Source organism: Synechococcus sp. 'PEA 65AY6A-5F PE A', from assembly GCF_047462575.1.
Taxonomy (GTDB): Bacteria; Cyanobacteriota; Cyanobacteriia; order Thermostichales; family Thermostichaceae; genus Thermostichus.
The window spans coordinates 1-15123 of the sequence record NZ_JAOALE010000025.1; the positions used below are offsets into that span (position 1 = coordinate 1).

At 61.0% G+C, this 15123-nt stretch carries 15 protein-coding genes; 6 read left to right on the forward strand and 9 right to left on the reverse strand.

Features of this window, described 5'->3' with window-relative positions; translation table 11 throughout:
• The first annotated feature begins 580 nt into the window (after nt 1-580).
• The 4 genes from GG26_RS09260 to GG26_RS09275 all read left to right on the forward strand — a co-directional run bounded on the left by GG26_RS09260 (nt 581) and on the right by GG26_RS09275 (nt 4040).
• Complete coding sequence (locus GG26_RS09260) at nt 581-1498, forward strand: DUF1517 domain-containing protein (RefSeq protein WP_041438024.1); 918 nt, start codon at nt 581-583, stop codon at nt 1496-1498.
• Nucleotides 1499-1559: 61 nt separating this feature from the next.
• Nucleotides 1560-2354, forward strand: coding sequence for a hypothetical protein (locus GG26_RS09265; protein WP_011429037.1), 795 nt, complete (start codon nt 1560-1562; stop codon nt 2352-2354).
• 72 nt (nt 2355-2426) lie between these two features.
• Entirely contained in the window at nt 2427-3173 is a 747-nt protein-coding gene (locus tag GG26_RS09270; RefSeq protein ID WP_011429036.1) for a peptidylprolyl isomerase, read from the forward strand.
• 99 nt (nt 3174-3272) lie between these two features.
• Nucleotides 3273-4040: a HEAT repeat domain-containing protein gene (locus tag GG26_RS09275; RefSeq protein WP_240527300.1), complete on the forward strand. Its 768-nt coding sequence runs from the start codon at nt 3273-3275 to the stop codon at nt 4038-4040.
• Nucleotides 4041-4091: 51 nt separating this feature from the next.
• On the opposite strand, the gene bchM is transcribed toward GG26_RS09275, so the two are convergent.
• Nucleotides 4092-4757, reverse strand: a complete 666-nt coding sequence (gene bchM / locus GG26_RS09280; RefSeq protein WP_011429034.1) for a magnesium protoporphyrin IX methyltransferase — start codon at nt 4755-4757, stop codon at nt 4092-4094.
• Nucleotides 4758-4897: 140 nt separating this feature from the next.
• Here bchM and GG26_RS09285 point away from each other — a divergent pair, with 140 nt between their 5' ends.
• Nucleotides 4898-5395 carry a hypothetical protein gene (locus tag GG26_RS09285; protein ID WP_041438022.1) on the forward strand — a complete coding sequence of 166 codons (498 nt, stop codon included), beginning with the start codon at nt 4898-4900 and terminating at the stop codon, nt 5393-5395.
• Between the two features lie 19 nt (nt 5396-5414).
• On the opposite strand, the gene GG26_RS09290 is transcribed toward GG26_RS09285, so the two are convergent.
• Complete coding sequence (locus GG26_RS09290) at nt 5415-6386, reverse strand: D-alanine--D-alanine ligase (protein WP_011429032.1); 972 nt, start codon at nt 6384-6386, stop codon at nt 5415-5417.
• Between the two features lie 69 nt (nt 6387-6455).
• Entirely contained in the window at nt 6456-7577 is a 1122-nt protein-coding gene (ftsZ, locus tag GG26_RS09295) for a cell division protein FtsZ (RefSeq protein ID WP_011429031.1), read from the reverse strand.
• Between the two features lie 604 nt (nt 7578-8181).
• Here ftsZ and GG26_RS09300 point away from each other — a divergent pair.
• Entirely contained in the window at nt 8182-8343 is a 162-nt protein-coding gene (locus tag GG26_RS09300) for a hypothetical protein (RefSeq protein ID WP_168173323.1), read from the forward strand.
• Here the strand turns inward: GG26_RS09300 and GG26_RS09305 are convergent.
• The 6 genes from GG26_RS09305 to GG26_RS09330 form a co-directional block, all read right to left on the reverse strand.
• Nucleotides 8316-8540: an ureidoglycolate lyase gene (locus tag GG26_RS09305; RefSeq protein WP_206336818.1), complete on the reverse strand. Its 225-nt coding sequence runs from the start codon at nt 8538-8540 to the stop codon at nt 8316-8318. The two genes, GG26_RS09300 and GG26_RS09305, sit on opposite strands and share 28 nt — an antisense overlap.
• A gap of 206 nt (nt 8541-8746) precedes the next feature.
• The gene (wecB, locus tag GG26_RS09310) at nt 8747-9874 is read right to left on the reverse strand and encodes a non-hydrolyzing UDP-N-acetylglucosamine 2-epimerase (protein WP_011429028.1); all 1128 of its coding nucleotides are present in this window, start codon (nt 9872-9874) and stop codon (nt 8747-8749) included.
• Nucleotides 9875-10757: 883 nt separating this feature from the next.
• On the reverse strand, nt 10758-11378 hold the full coding sequence (locus GG26_RS09315; protein WP_011429026.1) for a hypothetical protein: 621 nt from the start codon (nt 11376-11378) through the stop codon (nt 10758-10760).
• A 91-nt stretch (nt 11379-11469) separates the two neighbouring features.
• Complete coding sequence (gene argH / locus GG26_RS09320) at nt 11470-12939, reverse strand: argininosuccinate lyase (RefSeq protein WP_011429025.1); 1470 nt, start codon at nt 12937-12939, stop codon at nt 11470-11472.
• Between the two features lie 131 nt (nt 12940-13070).
• A complete protein-coding gene (locus GG26_RS09325) occupies nt 13071-13289 on the reverse strand; it encodes a hypothetical protein (RefSeq protein WP_099812611.1) in 219 nt (72 codons plus the stop codon).
• Nucleotides 13290-13382: 93 nt separating this feature from the next.
• Nucleotides 13383-15122 carry a PP2C family protein-serine/threonine phosphatase gene (locus GG26_RS09330; protein WP_228375389.1) on the reverse strand — a complete coding sequence of 580 codons (1740 nt, stop codon included), beginning with the start codon at nt 15120-15122 and terminating at the stop codon, nt 13383-13385.
• Nucleotide 15123 lies beyond the last annotated feature (1 nt).

A 15123-nucleotide genomic window follows, 5' to 3' on the forward strand; every position in this document is an offset into this window, starting at 1 on the left:
AAGTTGGTTTGCTAAGTGCTGCTATTGTACCCCTTGAGCCCTTAACAGGCTGTATGTCAGCATTATGGCATTGAGTTTATCGAGGTAGAGGAGGCGTACAGCTCGCAGGCAAGCTTCCTAGATGGAGATGGGCTACCTAATTATGGTGAAAAACCCGACGGGTGGAGACCCTCTGGAAAGCGTGTCAAGCGGGGCCTGTACCAAACGGCAAAGGGGTGGTTGGTCAACGCTGAGGCAAATGCTGCCGCCAACCTGCTTAAGAAAGTCAGCAGAACCTTGGGGCTTTGCGTGAAGGAACTGTCTAGAGGCGCTTTGACAACGCCGTTACGGGTTCTTTTGTGGACTGCGTAAGAATCCCCCGCCTTCAGGCGGTGGGAGTGTCAAGACTGCGGTCGCCTCCGTCGATAGTCTCGATGGGCCAGATTGAAGTAATCCTGAGTTGGATGCTGAGGAGTAAATCGGTGGGGATTCACAAGCAATGGCTCAAATAGCCCGCTAAAAGGTTCGGATCCCTGCCCTCTGCTGTCTAAGGAAAGAGCATACAATTGAGGAAGACTAGCCCCGTGATGGACACGTGAACATGCTGAAACGAATCAGTCGAAGCTGCCGGCCCCTGCTGGCCATTGCCCTGGCTTTGATCTTGGCCTTGGCCCCCGTCAGTGCCGTCTGGGCGCGCAGTGGTGGTCGCATTGGCGGTGGCTCTTTCCGCTCTCCGACCTTCTCTGCCCCCCGCTCCGTTGGCCCCCGCTCGGCTCCGGTGTACCCCAGCTATGGAGGGGGGTTCGGCTTTCCCCTGGTGGTGCCCTTTTTCTGGGGTGGTGGTGGCGGCCTGCTGACACTGCTGCTGCTCATCGGGGCAGGTAGCTTTCTGGTGCGCAGCCTGCGCTCGGCTGTTTCCGAAGATGGCGACGAGGGGGTTGCTGACCCGCCAGTAACCCTGGCTCAGGTGAAAGTGGGCCTGCTGGCCAGCGCCCGGCAACTGCAAAAAGACATGAACGCCCTGGCTCTGGAAGCGGATACCCAATCGCCGGAAGGGCTGAGCCAACTCCTGCAAGAGGTCACCCTCGGCTTGATGCGCTACAGCGACTACTGGGCCTATGGCCATGCCCAAGCAGAGAAGCTGCCTCTCTCCCGCGCCGAGTCTCTGTTCTACCAAGCCTCTTTGCAAGAGCGCAGCAAGTTTAGCGCCGAAACCCTCAGCAACCGCAACAACCAAATCCAACAGGTTCCCCAAGCGGTCCTTAAACGCGCTGCTGCCGGGATCCCGGATGTCGGCGAGTATCTGGTCGTTACTCTACTAGTTGCGTATCGCGGCAACTTAGGTACACTACCTGTAGTTAAATCTGCGGCGGATCTGCGGCAGTGCCTGCTGCAGTTGGCCTCCATTCCGGCGGAGCGAATTGTGGCGATCGAAGTGCTGTGGACGCCGCAGTTGGAAGGAGACACCCTGTCGGCAGAGGCGCTGTTGACCGAGTACCCGGAAATGCGGCTCCTGTGAGAGCGCTGGAGTGAGGAGACGGCTGCTGTCGGCTAGGGGTCTCGCCGCCAAGGGAGGTTCTATGTCCGGGTTTGATGCTTCGGCAGACAGGAGCCGTCGTTCTCCTTGGGCTGTATTGCGTTACAAGAGTCAAGCAGATTCCCTGCTGGATGAGCTGCTTGAGGATTTGGAGCACAGCCTTGAAGAAGGGCTGGTGGAAGAGTACCCCTATTGGGGCACGCGCCCGCCGCTGCCTTTGCGGCGCTCTTCTATGGCCTCAGGGATCCTACTGGGTTTGGCCTTGGCGGCCACTCTGGTAGCAGGGCTAGCCTTCTGGACGACCCTGCGCCGCCGGGCGGGAGTCTTTTCTCAGGCCAATTCTCCTTGGCTGAGGGATCCTGTGACTGAGGCCTCCGATTCTCCCAACTCGGATTTCCGGCTGGCCCAGGAACAGGAACCATCTCGGCCCCCAGAGGCGGGAGGTAAAACTCCTCGAGATCCCTCTGAGGAAGTTTCGTCTCAGGAGCCACCTAGGATCACCTTAGCCGAGCCAGAGGCGAAAACAACCCCCGTAAGGCCGCCAGCGGCCACCGCTCCTACCCCTGCAGCGGCAACCAGCGCTTCTCCTCCCTCCCTCAGGTCTGCGCCGGTGCGGATCCCGCCTCAACCGCCGCCGCAGATGAAGCTGGTGGGGTTGATCCACGATCCGGGCGATCCCAAGGCTCTGATTCTGATCGACAACGTGGTGCGACAGGTGCCGGTTGGCCAGGCGGTGAAAGCAGAGTGGCGGGTCACCTCCATCAGCCCCTACGGGGTGAGGGTAAGCAATGGCGCTCAAAGCGTCACCTTGCAATTGGGGTTGTCGCAACGGCTCTAGATATCTCTCTTGACATCTGGAGAGGGATCCCTGTGGAAAGTTGGATCAAATCGAAAAAGGGAGAAGGGGCAGATGCAATTTACCAAGCTGGGGCGAATGAGCCGCTGCAGAGTGGGGTTGGGCTTGGCTTTGGGGTACCTCTGTCTTGGTCTGTTCGCTTGTCGCCGTGCGCTCCCCTCCTCTGGCTCTCCATCGGGGATCCCACCGGCCTACGCCCATCGCCCGCAACTGCAGGGCAAAGCGCTGGTGGAGCTAGAGGTGCAAACTGCTGAGGGAGCGGGCAAGGTGATCTTGGAGATTCACGGGGAGGAGGCGCCCCTCACGGCTGGCCAGTTTGTGGATTTGGTGCAGCGGGGCTTTTACAACGGTCTCACCTTCCATCGAGTGGAGAAAGATCCCCAACCTTTTGTGGTGCAAGGAGGGGATCCGCGGGGAGATGGCACCGGTGGCGCTACCGAGCCGGGCAGCAACCGCCTGCGCACCATCCCTTTGGAGATTCAGGTGCGTGGGGAGCCTCACCCCCGCTACAACACCTTGATTGAGGATCCCATCGCCCTGAGCAAGCTGGCCTTGCCCCATCGCTTGGGCGCGGTGGCCATGGCCCGTTCTAGCCCGCTGGATTCGGCCTCTTCCCAGTTTTACATCGCCCTCTCTGCTCTGCCGATCCTGGATGGGCGCTATGCGGTGTTCGGCTATGTCACCAGTGGCATGGAGTGGGTGGAGCGCCTGCAGGTGGGGGATGTGATCCGCTCGGCGCGGGTGCTGGAAGGAGCGGACTTGCTGCAGGTTCCCGGATCTCCAGATTCAACTGCAAACTAGGGACCTCGGCGGCTTATGATGGGCTGCAGCCAGGATTTGCTTGCTTGGCTGCTTTTTCCGCCTTCATTCTGGCCTTTTGCCTGGGGAGAAGAGATTTTCGTGCTCCTGCCCTCCCCGCCAACGGCACCAATCTGCCCGCGCCCCTTCATGTACCAAGATGCCTTTTCTCCCCTAGACGAGCTGCCACCTCACTCGCCGCCGGAGGTAGATGTGGAGCGGATGCTGCAGCAGTTGCAGGATCCGGATCCCCGTTTGCGGATGCAGGCGGCCCGCGCCTTCTGTGAGATCGAAGAGCCCCGTGCCGTGCCGTCCCTGTTGGCTCTGCTCAGGGATCCCTGCCCATTGGTGCGGGTAGGGGCGGCCTATGCCCTAGGTCGAAATTCGGATCCCTGTGAGGTGGAGCTGCTGATCGACAGCTTGCGCCGGGATTGGAATGGCTATGTGCGCAAAGGGTTGGTGTGGGCCCTGGGCAATGCCAAGGATCCGCGGGCCTATCCGGTGTTGCTGGAAGTATTGGCCGGAGATATCACAGCCGTGCGACTGTGGGCGGCCAGCGCCCTCGGACAATTGGCCCAAGCTCAGGTGTTGCCCGGCCCGGCCTTGCAAGAGGTGGCGGCAGCCCTCTGTCGGGGCTTGGCCCACGATCCGGTGGCGGCAGTCCGCGGCAACTGCGCCTGGAGCCTAGGGATCCTAGGGCAACATCTGAAGCCGGCGACGCCCTATACAGCTCTCTATCAAATGCTCACCAAGCAGTTGCTGGCCAGCGCCAGCGGCGACCCTGACTGGGGAGTCCAGGATGATGCGCGACTTGCCCTGCAAAAGCTGGCAGATCCGGATTTGCTAGAAAAACTGGGTAACTTCGACTGACCTGGTCGAGCCCAGGCAGCTCGGCCCCAGAGCAAGCTAGGAGCGACGGCTTCAGCGAACCAGGTCAAGCAGCCAGGCAAAGTAGAAGCGGCTTCGAATGGTTCGGCGTTGTTGCACTTTCCAGCCCCACTCGGCCAGGTGGCCCACCAACGTCGCCTCGCGGTGTTGATAGGCGCGGGTGGTTTTGCTGGGGCCAGGGAAGAACTCCCCTACTTTCTTCAGCAGCGTCAGCCAGGGGGTTTTGGGAGCAAAACTGAAGATCAGGCGAGAGCGGGCCAGGCAAGTTAGGTGGTTGAGCATGCGCAGGGCGTCGGCTTCGGGATAGTGGATCATCACATCCAGGCAGACGACGACATCGTACTCCCCCGTCAGTTCCTCCAAATCCAAAACCTGAAACTGGGGGTTGTCTGTGGATCCCAGCTCCATCTGTTGGCGGCGACGCGCTTCGTTGACCATTTGCTCGGAAATGTCGCTGGCAAACACCTGCGCCCCTCGGGCGGCCAAAGGCAAGCTAAGGCTGCCCACTCCGCAGCCGGCATCGCAAATGCGCAGACCGGAGGGATCCCCCAGCCATTGCAACACCGTCTCGACTGTGCGGGCATGGCCCAGTCGAATATCTTTCTGGACAAAATTGACTTCCTCGTTGCCGTAGATGCGCCGCCAGCGCTCGAAACCGACGGTGTTGAAGTAATTGCGGACAATGGCTTTTTCTTGCATAGAACTTCCAGCTACACGACCTCCTCAGGGGCCTTCCTTGCCGATGCGGATACATTCTACCCCGAAGCCGCTGCCGCCACTTCCAGCGCCTGTCCCATGGCTGTATTAGAATTAACTTGCCTTCACTGGAATAAAACTCAATGACGGAAGCTGAGATTGCCCAGGCGTTGCAGGCTCGCTTGGCCGTCCCTGTCAAGATCGCCGTCAAGCGTCGCCAGGCTCACCTGCACGTTCTCCTCAACCGCTCCCCGCAAACCCAGCTCGACTATCCCCATCTCACCCAACAGGTGCGAGCCGCGCTGGAGGCGTTGGGCCTATCCGGCCTGGAGCAGGTGACGGTCTATGGGCGAGCGTCAGGACATTCCGAATACGAGTGGCAGCAAACCCAGCCGCTGCGGGATCCTCTCTTGAGCGCTGAGGAGACCACGCTCGTGCTGGAAAAGCAAGGCAACCGGCTGCTGCAGGATCTAACGCTGGTTGCTCCCGATTCCGCCGGCCCCCAGCCTGAGCCCAAAGAAAAGGGTCCCGGCCAAAAAGCTGCTGGCAAAGGCGGATCCCCTATTGCCTGGCTGTGGCCGGCAGGAGCAGTGCTGATGGTCGGGATGGCGGTGGCGGTTTTGCTTCTTTTCTTTCTCTAGAAAGCAGTCTGGCTGGGGATCAGGCCGGCTGTGGCGAAGGCCGGGATCCAGACGGGGCCGAGCGAGTCAATGCCGCCCTCTGCAGGGCATCCTGCAGCATCCGCTCCACCAGCTCCGTAAACGTCCAGCCCAGAGCTGCCGCCGCCTCTGGGCAAAGCGAAGTGGGGGTCATCCCGGGCAGGGTGTTCACCTCCAGCACCCAAGGGTTCTCGTCGGCATCCACCCGCAGATCCACCCGCGCCAGACCTTCACATCCCAACACCCGATAGGCCCTTAGCCCTGCCGCCTCGCAGCGGGCCAGCCCTGCCGCGCTGAGGGAACAGGGGATCAAATGCCGTGAGCCGCCGGGGGCGTACTTGGCTTCGTAATCGTAAAAATCTCCCTGGGCAGGGATGATCTCAATGGCCGGGAGAACCTGGCCGGAGAGAATGGAGAGGGTGATCTCCTTGCCGGGAATGTAGCGCTCCAGGAAGACCCGCGAGGAGACCGAGCTGGCCAACGCCAGCCCCTGAGCCAACGACACCTCATCCCGCGCAAGGCTAATCCCCACCGTCGAGCCGCTGTTGCTGGGCTTCACCACCAGCGGGGATCCCAAACGCGCCACACACTCGGCCCAGGAGAGCGGCTGCGCTTCATCCCAGACCAGCCACTCAGGAGTGGGAATCCCTTCGGCCCGAAAGATCTGCTTGGAGACCAGCTTGTCCATGGCCAGAGCGCTGGCCAACGGCCCGGATCCCTGATAGGGCAAGCCCAGCCACTCCAGCATCCCCTGCACCACCCCATCCTCACCGCCGGGGCCATGCAGGGCAATCCAGACGAAGTCGCAGCCTGCCTGCCGTTCCTGCCAAAGGCGCAGCGGCAGATCCTCCTCGGGGTCGATCAACTTCGCCCGATGCCCCAGATCCTCCAGCGCCCGCTTACAGGCTTTGCCCGTTACCAAAGAAACCTGACGTTCTGCCGAACGACCCCCTGCCAAGATAACAATGTTCATGGCTTAACCCCAAAGCACTCCCCACTCCCAGCAACCGGCACCAGGATAGCCGCATTCCCTCACTCTAACCTACGAAGGAGGACGGCGGCGGCGCAAAAACTCGGGAATGTCCAAGCCCCCGGATGCAGGGGGCTCAGGCTCAGGGGGCTGTCGAGGCGGTGGCTCAGAGCCAGAGGCAGTGGTCCTACGCGTCCCCACCCCCCCCTTGTTGGCGACCGAGGCTTTGGATCCAGAAGCGGCAGCCGACCGCGATCCGTCAAAACCGGTGGCGATGACGGTGATGCGCACCTCCCCTTGCATGCGCTCGTCCTGGACGGTGCCGAAGATGATGTTGGCTTCTGGATCCACTGCCTCAGCGATAATCTCAGCGGCTACCGTGACCTCGTGCAACGACAGATCCAGCCCGCCGGTGATGTTGAAGAGCACGCCCTTGGCCCCTTCGATGGAAGTTTCCAAAAGGGGAGAGGAGACGGCGGTAATGGCAGCTTCGCGGGCGCGGGACTTGCCGGATCCCATGCCAATGCCCATCAAGGCAGTGCCGGCATCGGCCATCACGCTGCGCACGTCGGCAAAATCCACGTTGATCATGCCGGGGATGAGGATGATATCCGAAATGCCCTGCACCCCCTGACGCAAGACATCGTCCGCGACGCGAAAAGCCTCGTGCACAGGAGTTTGCTCAGAGATCACCGAGAGCAGCTTGTCGTTGGGGATCACGATCAGGGTATCGACCGCCTCCTGCAGCGCTTGGATCCCTTCTTCGGCCTGCTTGGTGCGCCGCTTGCCCTCAAAGGAAAAAGGCCGCGTCACCACCCCCACCGTCAGGGCACCGCTGGCCTTGGCAATCTGGGCGACGATAGGGGCTCCACCGGTGCCCGTGCCCCCTCCCATGCCGGCGGCAATAAAGACCAAATCTGCCCCTTTGAGAGCCGCTGCAATTTCTTCGCTGGACTCTTCGGCGGCTTTCTGACCAATGGCCGGGTTGCCGCCTGCCCCCAGCCCGCGGGTTAACTTTTGCCCGATTTGCAGGCGGTTCACCGTTGATGTCGAGCACTGCGCAAGGGCCTGAGCATCCGTGTTGATACTCCAAAACTCAACACCCTTGAGGTTGCTGGCCGCCATCCGACTGACCGCGTTGCCACCTCCACCCCCCACGCCCACCACCTTAATTTTCGCGGCATTGCTCAGCATGTTCTCCTCTGGATGAGCCGCTGCCTTGGTCTGGGCTCCGTTTCTTTCATACTCGACCTGAGAGTCCTCCCCCGTGTAGCGCTCACTCCAATGGGAAGGCGTTGACTGAGTTTGCTCCAAGCCTTGCCCAGGACTGGGAGGATGGAAGTCTGACCAATGGTTAGATGGCATGTCAGCCCTCAAGATAGCTTAATTCTGGCAAATATCGAACATGCTAGCTGATTTAATATAAGGCAACTCTCTTCAGATGCCAACGGTGAAGACGTTTGCGGATCTTCTAGCTAGGCGGATGCGGCCCCCAAAAAGAGCCTCATCCGGATAATCTGGGCGCTTTCATGTTTCGTACTTTGCCTATGAATCTTCTCTCGCAGTTAAGCTTCCTCTTTTGTACAAGCGAGGTTCCTATCGAAGGGTACGTATTCCCGAACACCTAGTAGATAGAGCCCAAATTAGGACGAACTGTTGCCCCCAGCGCGCTTCGGTCGGAGCTGAGCTTGCGCTTGCCTAAAAGCTAACTTTGCGTTTTCTTTTCGGAGTATTCGAGAATACTCACCCCTCCCAATTCGAGCCTGGCAGACCAACCGCCAATTTTTGCCGATTTTTAATGCTGAGGTTTGGGTATTCTGCAAACTACCCCACGGCTAAAGCCGAAGGCTTCTGCGCCGAAAGAGCCGGTGGGGGGGTGCCGTCGGGGATCCGCGCCATGGGCTTAGAGCGGCTGCAAATGGATCTCGGCGTTCAGCCGCTGGCACAGGGATCCCCCTGATCCTGCGCCGTCGTCCTGCTGGCCAGGGCCTCTACCACTTCGTCGGAGTTGGCAGTCAGCACCACAACGGGGCGCTCGCAGGCGAGGGGGAAAGCGTGCCAGGTGCCGCGGTGCAGCAGCAGCCCGTGCCCAGGGGGGAAGCGCAGGGCTTGCACTTTGTCTAGGTCGGGGAGGGTTTTGGGGGGAGCCATGACCATGATGAATGGCTCCTGTCCCAAGGCTATAAACACATACGCAGGTGGCGCTCCGGCAGAGCACGGCCGGGTAGCCGGGCAGGATCTTGGCGGTGCGGATGACGGCTTTGCCGGTGTACCAGCAGTCGATCCTAGTTTTTTTCGGGGCAGCCGAAGAAAGGGAGGAGCAGGCAACGGTTTTCTCACCCCAGTCTGAGTCTCTGCGGGCCTTATTCTGGTGAGCTGGGCGAGTTAAACTGCCTCTCGATGATGTGGCAAATTTGCCTGGCAGCGGTGCCGTCGCCGAAGGGGTTTTGAGCCTGGGCCATGCGGGCGTAGGCCTGGGGATCCGTGAGCAATTCTCGGGCCGCCTCCAGGATCTTTTCGGGATGGGCGCCCACCAGGCGGGCGGTGCCGGCAGCAATCGCCTCAGGGCGCTCGGTGGTCTGCCGCAGCACCAGCACCGGTTTGCCCAAAGCTGGCGCCTCTTCTTGAATGCCGCCGGAATCGCTGAGGATGAGAGTGCAGCGCTGCATGGCGCTGACCCAGCAGGGATAGTCCAAGGGCTCGGTAAGAAAAACTCGCTCCCGGGATCCCAACAGGGCCTGCAGGGGCTCTCGCACCGCGGGGTTGGGGTGGAGAGGCAAGAGGAGGGCCGTGTCGGGGAACTCCGCCAAAATCTGCAGCAGAGCCTGGCCGATGGCTATTAAGGGATCCCCCCAGTTTTCCCGCCGGTGCACAGTAACCAACAAAACCCGATAGCGCCCCCAGTCCAAGCCAGGGATGGGGCAGGGGATCCCAAGCGCAGCTACCTGTAGCAGGGCATCGATGACGGTGTTGCCCGTGCAATAGATAGAGCCGATCACGCGGCTTTGCTTCAGGTTATCCACCGCTTGCGGCGTGGGAGCAAAGTGCAGGCTGGCCAACTGAGAAATGAGACGGCGATTGGCCTCTTCGGGAAAAGGGTGGTAGAGATCGTCGGTGCGCAGGCCGGCTTCCACATGGCCTACTGGAATGCGTTGGTAAAAAGCAGCCAGGGCAGCGGCAAAGGCGGTGGTGGTATCGCCCTGCACCAAAACCAGTTGGGGCCGCTGCGCCTGCAAGTAGGGTTCTAGACCCCGCAGGGTGGCTTCGGTGATGTCGGTCAGGCTTTGGCGGGGACGCATGATCTCCAGATCCCGATCCGCCCGTAGGCCGAAGAGCCGCATCACCTGATCCACCATCTCCCGGTGTTGCCCTGTCAGGATCACCTCGGTGCGCAGGTGGGGACTGGCCCGCAGGGCCTGGATTACCGGAGCCAGCTTAATGGCTTCGGGCCGCGTGCCCAAGATCACAGAAACCAGAGGAAGGGAGGTCATAGGCTCAAGGGCATCGGCGCCTGGGGGAAGCGAGCAACTCTGGCCCCGCTCCAGACAGATCGGCCGTCAAATCGGGTTTTGGAAAGGCCCTGACTGGGATCGGAGGCTCCCGCCTGCCTGGTTCTCAAGTTACGGCAGCACAGCCTCTGTAGATGGGGATGTTTCCGGGGCCAACTATAGGCAAAGAGAAACCAGCAGAGGGCGCTCCCCCCGATCTTAACCCCCGATTGCTCTACCTTTTGCTTCGCCGAAGCCAGCCCTGGGCAGGGATCCGGCAAAAAACATCAAAACCAAACAGCGCTGCTCGCTCCCTGCCCACCTCGCCCAAGTGGGCCCAGAGGCTGCCGGGCCGGGGACAGTTACCAGGGCCTCTAGATCCAGCCAAAAGCCTGGAGAGACAGGAATCCGTATCCGCCCTCTTCTACTGCCCTCCAATAGCTTGCCGAGGGCTATGGCTCGCCGAAACAAATTGCGCAGGGGCGGAGAGACTCTTAGCGGCGTTTGATCCGTGGGTATCTTGCATGTCGTTCGATGGTTGCCTCAGAGGGGCTGAGAGCCCAAAGCTGACCCCGAGCCTATATCCAGCCCATCTCATCACAAACGAGGGTAAACACCGTTGCACAACTGGCCACTAGCAGCGATATAAAGGGCGGCTGGCCATGAGCCATGCAAACAGCCGCTGCCAGCGAAGCGCCCACAGCAGCAGAAAAAGTGCGACCTGCCCAGTTGCCTTTGGAGGGTTTGTCAGAGGGATTAAATTTGTTAAACATTTTGACGCAAGCAATGGGGTACAAAAGGGATGATTCACAAGGATTTCGCCTCAGGCTATCACTCTCAGATGAAATTTCGGCGGGATTCAGGACTATTCTCAATACTTCTTCGCTTAGGCTTCAATCTTTCGTAAAATTGCGCTAAGGTATTCGTAGTCGTCCCGCAACAGCGAGCTCAACTGCCGCCCTGCTTGCACCAACCAGTGGCGATCCCGGTTCAAGATCCGGTAAGTCTGACGGATGACAGCGGCCACCAACTCGTCGCTGGGGATCCCGTTGACACGCAGCAGGGTGCGCAAAAACTCAAAAGAGCGGCAAAACTCCCTTACCTCGCTTTCAGAGCAGGGGTAAACTGGCTGGTGGATCTGGGGCGGGCGCGGCGGCAGATACTGATAAACCCGCCCCCCGCCAACGAAGCCGACAATGGCAGCGCGGAAATCGCTGCGCAACATGGCGAAAATCTGGGGTTGCTGCTCCCGCAGTTCCCGGGGGGAGAGGCCCAAGGCCCTGGGACGGTGAACGGTGTCGATGGGAGTGATGGCGGCATAGCAGACCACTCCATAGATCCAGTTGCCGGTCTCCTCGTCTTGCGAGCGGATCCAACTGCCGAGGGCGGGCAGGGGCGGGAAGCTCAGGCGTTCTGGCTCTAGGCACTGGGCCACAAGGGTGGTGGTGTTGGCCTCCACCACTTCTCCCAGGGCAGAGGGGGGTGGGGAGATGGCTTGGGATCGCATCCTTCCTCCGCTTTCTCAAGGCCAATGGCTGGGAGGTCGCTCTGGGGTCGCGGACAGAGGGGGCAAGCGGGAATGGAGGCAGGGCCGCTGCTCAGCTCTCCAAGGGCAGCCCAGAGCCAGGTGAGGAGGGGGGCAGCGGGGGTTCTTCTGCCGGCTCTGTCTGTTGGTAGCGGGCCTGGGCCCGTTGCAAGGCTTCCCGCACCACCGCAAAGCCAGTGCCTCCAGCGCTGAGCCGCGCGGCCACCACCTGGCGGGGATCGATGGCCGCAAAGATATCCTCCTCAAAGGCTCGATGAAAGCTTTTCCACCGCTCCAGGGGCAGATCTTTGAGCAGAATTCCCTCTGCCACACAGGTACGCACGATCTGACCCACCAGATCGTGGGCGGCGCGAAAGGGGATCCCTTTTCGCACCAGATAGTCGGCCACGTCGGTGGCGTTGGAGAAGTCTTCCTGCACCGCGGCCTCCATGCGTTGGGTTTGGAATTGGATCCCTTCCCGCAGCAGGATGGTCATCGCCTCCAAGCAAGCCTTCACAGTATCGACGGTATCGAAGAGCCCCTCTTTGTCCTCTTGCAAATCTTTGTTGTAGGCCAGGGGTAGCCCCTTCAAGGTGACCAGCAGAGCTTGGAGATGGCCGAACACCCGCCCTGTCTTGCCCCGCACCAATTCCAGCACATCGGGATTCTTCTTCTGGGGCATGAGGCTGGAGCCCGTGGCACAGGCATCGGTGAGGGCGACAAAGCCAAACTCCTGGGTGGCCCAGAGGATGAGCTCTTCCGAGAGACGGCTGAGATGCACCAAGATCAGGCTGGCGGCAGCGTGGAACTCCACCAGGTAGTCCCGGTCGCTGACGGCGTCTAGGCTGTTGGCACTGATGCGCTCAAAGCCCAGCAGATGAGCAACCAGTTGCCGGTCGATGGGCAAGGAAGTGCCGGCCAAGGCCCCGGAGCCCAGGGGACAGACGTTGACCTCTTCCCGCACCCGTCCCAACCGTTGCCAGTCCCGCCAGAGCATTTCTTCATAGGCCAAAAGGTGGTGGGCCAAGCTGATGGGCTGGGCCCGCTGCAGGTGGGTGTAGCCGGGCAGGATTGTCTCCACATGCTGGCTGGCCAAGTCCAACAAAACCCCCCGCAGCTCCCAGAGAGCCTGCCGGATGGTGTCGATTTCATCCCGCAGGTAGAGGCGCAGGTCGGTGGCCACTTGGTCGTTGCGGGAGCGCCCCGTGTGCAGTTTTTTGCCCACTTCCCCCACCAAGGCCACCAGACGGCGCTCGACGGCGTAGTGGACATCTTCCGCCTCAGGGTCAGGCTGGAAGATGCCCTCGGCAACTTCCTTCTCGATCTGCTCCAGCCCCTGCCGAATTTGCTCTGCCTCTTCGCGGCTCAAGATGCCGCAGGCCCCCAGCATCTGCACATGGGCCAGGGATCCGGCCACATCGTAGGGCAAAAGGCGAATGTCGAAGCCAATGCTGGCGTTGAAGCGGGCAATCCTAGGGTGGAGGGATCCCGCAAAGCGTCCGCTCCAGGGGCGCGGGGTGGAAGGTGCCGTCGGCTTAGCCATGGGCTTGGAACGGGGAGAGAGATGACCACCACAGAAAGACTTGGCTGCAGTTGAGGCGGAAAAGAGCAAGCAAGGCAACGACAGCCAAAACGCCGCCACCTTGGGGCCAGGGAATCCGGGCGCCACCGCCTTTAGTGAGAGCTGGTGATGCTCTTGAGCATGTAGCCTGCCACGATCCCTATCAAAAGGGCCCAAATTTGGCCCGATTCCACGAAGTTGTTCCAGCCCTTGCGGATATCGCCCAGCACGTCCTGCCGGAACACCTGGGCGACGATCGCTTCCGTCTGCAAGGCCGGCGAGGCCGGCAAGTAAACTAAGGAGGGCTCAGAGCCAGAAGCAGTGGAGTGCATGCATGTACCTCAGGCAAAGGTCAACTGGGAAAGCGGGCCGCCACCTAAGTGGCCTCCCTAGCTAGAGGGTACCCTTAGTTTGAACCTTCGTAGCTAGGTTGGCTCAGAATCGGGCAGTACTTTCAACACCACCAGCGTCGTATCGTCCACCGGCTCAGGCCGCAGGGAAATCTCATCCTGAAACAAGAGCCCTGCATCCACTGGCGGCCCTGGGACAACAGGGTGGGATCCCTGGCGGCCCCGGAAGGCGTCCATCTGCTCAAAAAGGTTCTCCAGGATCTCCTCGGGCGACTCGTAGCGACTGGCAGCCCGCTGGATGGCCTCCATCAGACCTGAAGTCTCCAGCCGCTCCCCGCGGGTATTGGCGGCCTCGACATAGCCATCGGTATAATAAACTACAACATCTCCCGGCTGCAGGTGCACGCAGCTTTCCGAGTATTGGCTGTGTTCCTCCAAGCCGATCAGCGCTCCCTCTGTGTCGAGGGGCTGGATGTCGCGGCTGCGGGCCCGCCACCAGAGGGTGGGGTTGTGGGCGGCGTTGCTGAAACAGAGGCGACGGGAGCGGGGATCGTACTCTGAGTAGAACAGGCTGATAAAGCGATTGGAGTTCTCCAGATCGCTGTACATGGCCCGGTTGAGATGTTGGAGAACGCGGGCCGGCGAGTGGCGGTTGAGGGCTTCTGCCCGTACCATGGCGCGGGTCATGCTCATCAACATGCCGGCAGGGACACCTTTGCCCATCACGTCCCCAATTACGATGGCCAGGCGAAAGTCTTCGGATGGCTCAGGGGAAGGGGCCAGGGATCCAACCGGCTCATCGGCGGCGGCCCTAGAGTTTTCCGGTCGCTCGCTGGGGATCTTAATGAAATCGTAGTAATCGCCCCCCACCTTGCTGGCCACACGGCAGCGGGCTGCCAGCCGAATGCCCGGAACCTGGGGGTACTGGCGGGGCAACAGTTGGGTCTGGATGTAGGAGCCGATCTCCATTTCTTTTTCCAGGGCCATTTTGCGGCGCAAGGCCGCCGTCAAGCGCTCGTTCTCGATGGCCACGCCCGCTTGGTCAGCCACCAACCGCAGCAGTTGTTGGCGACGTTCATTCCACTGGTAGCCGGGCTGACGGCTGAAGACGTACAGGCGCCCCTGGACGGAGCTGCGAATCAACAGCGGCGTCCCGAACAGGCGGACATCTGGCCCCAGACTCTGGCGCAGGCGCTCGTCCAAGAGATGTTCCAGGGCTGGGATCTTCACAGACAGGGATCCCTCGGTTTTTAAAATGGGCTCCTGCGCAGACAGAGCTTGGGCGATCTGCTCCATCTCGGCGCGAATCTGCTCGCGGCGGTCGAGGTCCGAACAATGCAGTTGATCTAGCTGGATGGTGCCGTTGGGGTTGAACAACACCAGCGCGCCGCCGTCGGCAGCGGTGAGTTGGCTGGCCACAAAAGCCGTGAGCTCTAGGATCTGGTTCAGGTTGTTGAAGGAGCGCAGGGCAAAGGCCAATCCCCCCAGCAAATACAGCATCGGCTGCTGGTCTGTCCCCAGCTCTGCCACCGGCTCCGGCTTCGGCGGGGCGGGCAAGATGGCCGGTTTCACTTCCGTCAGCTTTCTCTCCTCCGAGGCCGCCTTGGGCGCACCGGCGGGATCCCCATCTGGGCCAGCTTGGGCCGAGCGCAGATCGCCCTGCTCGTCGGTGGGCGGCAGCGACGCAGCCGGAACGTTGGCGGGAAAGGAGTTTCTGTCCGCGCCTTGGGCAAGCAAAGACTCCGTCCAGGACGAACCCGACAGCCCGGCAGGGGGCTGCGCCGGAAAGGCTTTTTGCGGGCCGTACTCATCCATC

Excerpts from the sequence above, each read along its gene's own strand:
- GG26_RS09260 (WP_041438024.1), top strand. The coding sequence starts at position 581 with ATGCTGAAACGAATCAGTCGAAGCTGCCGGCCCCTGCTGGCCATTGCC.
- GG26_RS09265 (WP_011429037.1), top strand. The coding sequence starts at position 1,560 with ATGTCCGGGTTTGATGCTTCGGCAGACAGGAGCCGTCGTTCTCCTTGG.
- GG26_RS09270 (WP_011429036.1), top strand. The coding sequence starts at position 2,427 with ATGCAATTTACCAAGCTGGGGCGAATGAGCCGCTGCAGAGTGGGGTTG.
- bchM (WP_011429034.1), bottom strand. The coding sequence starts at position 4,757 with ATGCAAGAAAAAGCCATTGTCCGCAATTACTTCAACACCGTCGGTTTC.
- GG26_RS09285 (WP_041438022.1), top strand. The coding sequence starts at position 4,898 with ATGACGGAAGCTGAGATTGCCCAGGCGTTGCAGGCTCGCTTGGCCGTC.
- GG26_RS09290 (WP_011429032.1), bottom strand. The coding sequence starts at position 6,386 with ATGAACATTGTTATCTTGGCAGGGGGTCGTTCGGCAGAACGTCAGGTT.
- ftsZ (WP_011429031.1), bottom strand. The coding sequence starts at position 7,577 with ATGCTGAGCAATGCCGCGAAAATTAAGGTGGTGGGCGTGGGGGGTGGA.
- GG26_RS09300 (WP_168173323.1), top strand. The coding sequence starts at position 8,182 with ATGCTGAGGTTTGGGTATTCTGCAAACTACCCCACGGCTAAAGCCGAA.
- GG26_RS09305 (WP_206336818.1), bottom strand. The coding sequence starts at position 8,540 with ATGGTCATGGCTCCCCCCAAAACCCTCCCCGACCTAGACAAAGTGCAA.
- wecB (WP_011429028.1), bottom strand. The coding sequence starts at position 9,874 with ATGACCTCCCTTCCTCTGGTTTCTGTGATCTTGGGCACGCGGCCCGAA.
- GG26_RS09315 (WP_011429026.1), bottom strand. The coding sequence starts at position 11,378 with ATGCGATCCCAAGCCATCTCCCCACCCCCCTCTGCCCTGGGAGAAGTG.
- argH (WP_011429025.1), bottom strand. The coding sequence starts at position 12,939 with ATGGCTAAGCCGACGGCACCTTCCACCCCGCGCCCCTGGAGCGGACGC.
- GG26_RS09325 (WP_099812611.1), bottom strand. The coding sequence starts at position 13,289 with ATGCACTCCACTGCTTCTGGCTCTGAGCCCTCCTTAGTTTACTTGCCG.
- GG26_RS09330 (WP_228375389.1), bottom strand. The coding sequence starts at position 15,122 with ATGGATGAGTACGGCCCGCAAAAAGCCTTTCCGGCGCAGCCCCCTGCC.